The sequence below is a fragment of the Pirellulales bacterium genome (assembly GCA_036490175.1).
Taxonomy (GTDB): Bacteria; Planctomycetota; Planctomycetia; order Pirellulales; family JACPPG01; genus JACPPG01.
The window spans coordinates 1-4,656 of record DASXEJ010000138.1 but is presented as its reverse complement, the minus strand read 5'-3'; the positions used below and the strand labels follow the sequence as shown (position 1 = coordinate 4,656).

4 protein-coding genes are annotated in these 4,656 nt (G+C 60.7%); all 4 read left to right on the top strand.

The window, feature by feature from the left end; all coding sequences use genetic code 11:
- A partial coding sequence (locus tag VGG64_10495; GenBank protein ID HEY1600022.1) for a glycosyltransferase family 39 protein occupies positions 1–1,442 on the top strand: 1,442 nt, incomplete at its 5' end.
- A 152-nt stretch (positions 1,443–1,594) separates the two neighbouring features.
- Complete coding sequence (locus VGG64_10490; GenBank protein ID HEY1600021.1) at positions 1,595–2,779, top strand: hypothetical protein; 1,185 nt, start codon at positions 1,595–1,597, stop codon at positions 2,777–2,779.
- 70 nt (positions 2,780–2,849) lie between these two features.
- Positions 2,850–4,037, top strand: a complete 1,188-nt coding sequence (locus VGG64_10485; GenBank protein ID HEY1600020.1) for a glycosyltransferase — start codon at positions 2,850–2,852, stop codon at positions 4,035–4,037.
- An 80-nt stretch (positions 4,038–4,117) separates the two neighbouring features.
- The coding region (locus tag VGG64_10480) for a glycosyltransferase (GenBank protein ID HEY1600019.1) at positions 4,118–4,656 on the top strand (539 nt) is incomplete at its 3' end.

The following is a 4,656-nucleotide window of genomic DNA, read 5'->3' as shown; positions in this document are numbered from 1 at the left end:
CTTTGCTGCATCAGGGACAGTTCTACGTCGAAAATCAGCCCGAGTTGTTCCGTACGCCCGGCTATTCGCTCCTCTTGCTGCCGGGCATCGCCACCCACGAAGTCGAGCTCGTCACCTTCTGCATCCAACTGATCTTGAGCGTGGCCACGATCTGGGTCGTCTATCGGATGGCCCTGGAGCTCTTCGGCGACTCGGTGGCGGCCCTGGGCGCCGGATTGCTGATGGCGATCGAACCGCTCTCGATTACCTTTACTTCGGCGCTGCTCAGCGAGACTCTTTTTACGTTCGCTTTCGTGCTCTCCTTGCGTTATTTGCTTCGCTATTTTTCCAGCAATTCCGTGCTCGATCTCTCGATCTGCGGCCTGTTGCTGGCGGCGGCCACATACGTTCGGCCGGTGAGTTATTACCTGCCAGCCGTCGTGACCCTGGGCCTGTTGGCCAGAGCCCTTTGGCTTGGGGCGCCGCGGCTCCGACTCGTCCATTGTGGAGTTTTCGCGGTTGCTTGCGTCCTCCCGCTTGCCGCCTGGCAGGTGCGAAATTACCGCGCCACTCAATATGCCGGGTTTTCAGCGTCCGGCGATTTCAACTTATATTTTCACCAGGCCGCCTGGGCAGTCGCGCAGCGGACTGGCCGAACGCTGGAGTCGGTGCAGGACGAATTCGGCGGCACCAACGGAGCAATGTTAGACCAGGTCCATCCCGAACTGCGTGGTGCCAGCCGGACCGAACGATACGCCTTTATGGGCCGTGAGGGTAAACGATTCATCCGCCAATATTTCCCCGACTGGGCCAAGGTACAAATCCGCAACGCGCTGATGATCGCTTTGAATCCTGGCGGGACGAGTTTCTTGCAGCTCGCTCTGCGCACGCCTGTGCCCCGCCCGCAGCTTCCGGCGGACGAGGGGATTCTGACGACGGTTCGTCGGATGGCCGATCAAACGCCCGCGCTGTTCTATACCAGCCTGGGGTTGGGGATTTCGGTCGCCATCACGTACTTTTTGTCGACGCTGGGCTGGGCGGCGAGCGTTAAACATCGGCCTTGGGAAATGGTGGCCCTATTGGGAATTGGCGGATATTTGTTTGCCGTGTCGGCTGGCGTTGTCGAAGCCCGCATGCGGCACCCCATCATGCCCATGTTGTGCCTGCTCGGCGGTGCTGGCATCGTCGCGGTTCGGCGCTGGACAGCGCCGCGACCTGCGCAGGCTGCCACCAGGTTCGCGGCTCTGATCCTTCACGGGCGGCTGAGCCACCTTCCATGCGGTGCCGATCCAGCCTCTTCGCAGCTCTTCGCCTGCCTTGAGCTGGATCACAACCTCGAGTCCGATCTGGTCGGTTTCGACGCGCCCCCTGGCGGTCCGGTGCCATGCCAGGCAGCCTACGCCGCTGGGACCGCGGTCTGGGGACCGCAGGTCAACCGAGGCACTGTAGCCAAAAGCACTTAGCTTGCTCCCCAGCCGCAGACCGCATGGCGGTCGAGGGCGACTGGAATTGACCCCGCCGGCGCCCGCCAATACACTCCGCCCGCTCGCATCTCCCAGTCTTGAGCGGCTCAAGTGTCGCAATCGAAAATTGCGCTAGCGAAGGCGTATTGTCCGTGGCAGAAGGCTTTACGAACGATCTGGTTTTCGAGGCCGGCATCGTGGCGATGCTGGCGATCTTGATCGCTTGGCGCGATTTGCCACCTCTCTTGGCTATCCCCGTTGCGCTGGTCCGGGTCGGCATCACCTTCTTGTTCTTTGCCGTGTATTTCGACGGCAGTTGGTGCATGGGTGACGACTTGGGTTATTTCAACGACTCGTCGACGCTGATGCGCGGGGGTTTCAACCCGATCAGTCTTCTCGCCACGGCCGATGGCATCGATGCGCTAACCACCACAGCGCTGGGCCATCACGTGCTTTATTACTGGTGGAATACGGTCGCGATGTATTTGTTCGGCGAGCATTACTATGCGGCCATTTTCTTGAATGTGTTGCTGACATTCGTGACAGGATCCCTCATCGCGCGGATCGCACGGCTGCTGGGGTTTTCCCGCAACTACCAGATCGGCCTGCAAATGTTCTATCTGCTGCACTGGGACATCATCACCTGGGGATCGTTTGTCAATTTGAAAGACTGCCTGGTCCAAATGTTGACCGTGGCCGGCATGTACTGCGTAGTTCGTTTCTGTCTGCTGCGCGATTGGTGGTCGGTGATAGGATTCGCGGTGATTCTGCAATTGTTCTATTGGATTCGCTTCTATCTGCCAGTTTTGATTCTTGTTTCCACCGTCATTTGGACCCTTTGGCAGTGGCGCGATCCTCGTAAGTATCTCCTCGTACCGATCATCTGCGCCGCCACCTACTTTGCCGTGCCGACCATCGGCGACGCGGGCGATGGGATCGAGGCGCGGAACTTCGTCTACGGCTTTTGCGTTATCCTGATATCCCCATACCCTTGGCAGCAGATCCGCGAGGACTTTTGGGTGCTGGGAGTCGCTTCCGGGTTCCACCTGGTTTTTCTCCTGCCGTCGGCGTATGGGGCCTGGCAGCTCTGGCAGACCAGCCGCATGTTCCGGCTGTTCATCATCTATCTCATGGTGGTACTGAGTTTCTACGCGATCGTCGAAGACCTGCGCGGGTCGCGGCAGCGATTCCAACTGTCATTCATTTTTGCCTGGCTGCAGTTTCAGTTTTTATGGTCGCTCATGCCGACACGCGCCGTTCGAGCGGCGCCGACTCGTCAGTTTGCGACCAATATCCGGCCCGCAGCGCGGAGCCGTCCCCTGGCAACCATCACCTGAAGCGCGGGTGGCAAGCAGCGCAGTTCATGTCAAACCCTGTCGGCTTCAACCGCACACGATCCAGCGGATTATGAAACGTCTCCGCGTCACCCATGTGATTGGCAGTCTCGACGTCGGCGGTGCCGAACGCGTGCTCTGCGCGCTGCTTGCTCAAATCGATCCGGCCACGACCAACACATCAGTCGTTACGCTGCTCGACGGCGGAGCGCTCAAAGCGAGACTGATCGAGCGCGGCGTCGACGTTCAATCGCTCGGCATGTCGCGACGCTTTCCCCAGCCCGGTGCCGTCGTCAAGTTGGCCAAACATTTGGCTCGCCGCCAACCTGCGGTCGTGGTGACCTGGCTCTATCATGCAAATCTGGTCGGCGGCCTGGCGGCCCGCATGGCCGGAATGCCGGTCGTTTGGAACATCCGGCACAGCACTTTGCAAGCGCGCCTCGCCAAGCGGTCGACCCGCTGGGTCAACTGGTGCGCCGCCTGGCTGTCGCACTCGATTCCCACACAGACGGTCTACGTCGGGCATGCCGCCCAACAAAGCCACGCCCAGGCCGGTTACGACACCCGGCGCTCACGCGTCATCCATAATGGCTTCGACGGCTCAGTCTATCGCCCCGACCCGGCAGCGCGGGCCGAAGTTCGGCGCGAGTTGGGCCTTGCCGGTGACGTTCCCCTCGTCGGTCTTTTCGGCCGTTTCCACTCCGATAAGGACCACGAGAATTTCGCCCGCGCCGCCGGTTCGATCCATCGCCGCCTGCCTACCGTCCATTTCTTGCTCTGCGGCACCGGCGTGACCAAGGACAACCGTCAACTGATCGACTGGCTCCAGCACGAACAGATCGCCGGGCAATGCCACTTGCTCGGTTCCCGGACCGACATGCCGCGTCTCACCGCCAGTCTTGACGTGCAGGTCTCATCGTCGTTGACCGAAGCGCTGCCGAATGTCGTTGGCGAGGCCATGGCCTGCGGCGTTCCCTGCGCCGTGACCGACGTGGGAGATTCGGCGCTATTGGTTGGCGACACCGGCCGGGTGGTTCCTCCGCGCAACGCGGCCGCGCTGGCTCAAGCTTGCCTCGAGCTGCTCCAGCAAGCGCCCGGCGAGCAACAAAAAATTCAGCAGCGCTGCCGCCGCCATATCGTCGAGCACTTTTCCTTCGATCGAATGGTGTCGCAACACTTCGCACTGTGGAGTGAAGTGGCTGGAGGAACCATTTACCGCCGCGGTCCGATCAAACTCTCGAGCCAGCGGCAAGTCGCATGACCGCTTTGCCGTTTCGCCGGGACGATCCTGCCCGAATTTATTGCGGGCGTTTCACAAATCAAAGTACCGGCATCAAAAACATGATCCGAATCTGTCACGTGCAAATGCTGCCGATCCTCAGCGGGGTGCAGCGCGCCATGCTGGAGATTTTCAAGCGACTCGATCGAGCGCGCTACGAAATCCACGTTGCCTGCCAAGGGCAGGGGCCTCTGACCGACGAGCTCGAGCGACACAGCATCCACTGGCACGCCGTGCCGGCACTCGGCCGTCCGATTCGCCCCGTCAAAGATTGGCGAGCCTACCGCGCGCTCTATCAGTTGTTTCGCCGTCAGCAGTTTCAAATCGTCCATACCCACTCGTCGAAGCCTGGCATCCTCGGCCGCGCCGCCGCCTGCCGAGCGGGCGTCCCACACGTCATTCATCACGTGCATGGATTCGCCTTCCATGAATTCAGTCCTCCAGGCGCACGCTGGATCTATAGCCGCTTGGAACGCTGGGCCGGAACATGCTGCGACCGCGTCGTCTTCGTCAACCACGAGGAACGCCAATTGTCGGTGCGCGAAGGCTGGTTGCCTGCGGAAAAATGCCTGACGATCTACAACGGCGTCGATCTTGGCGA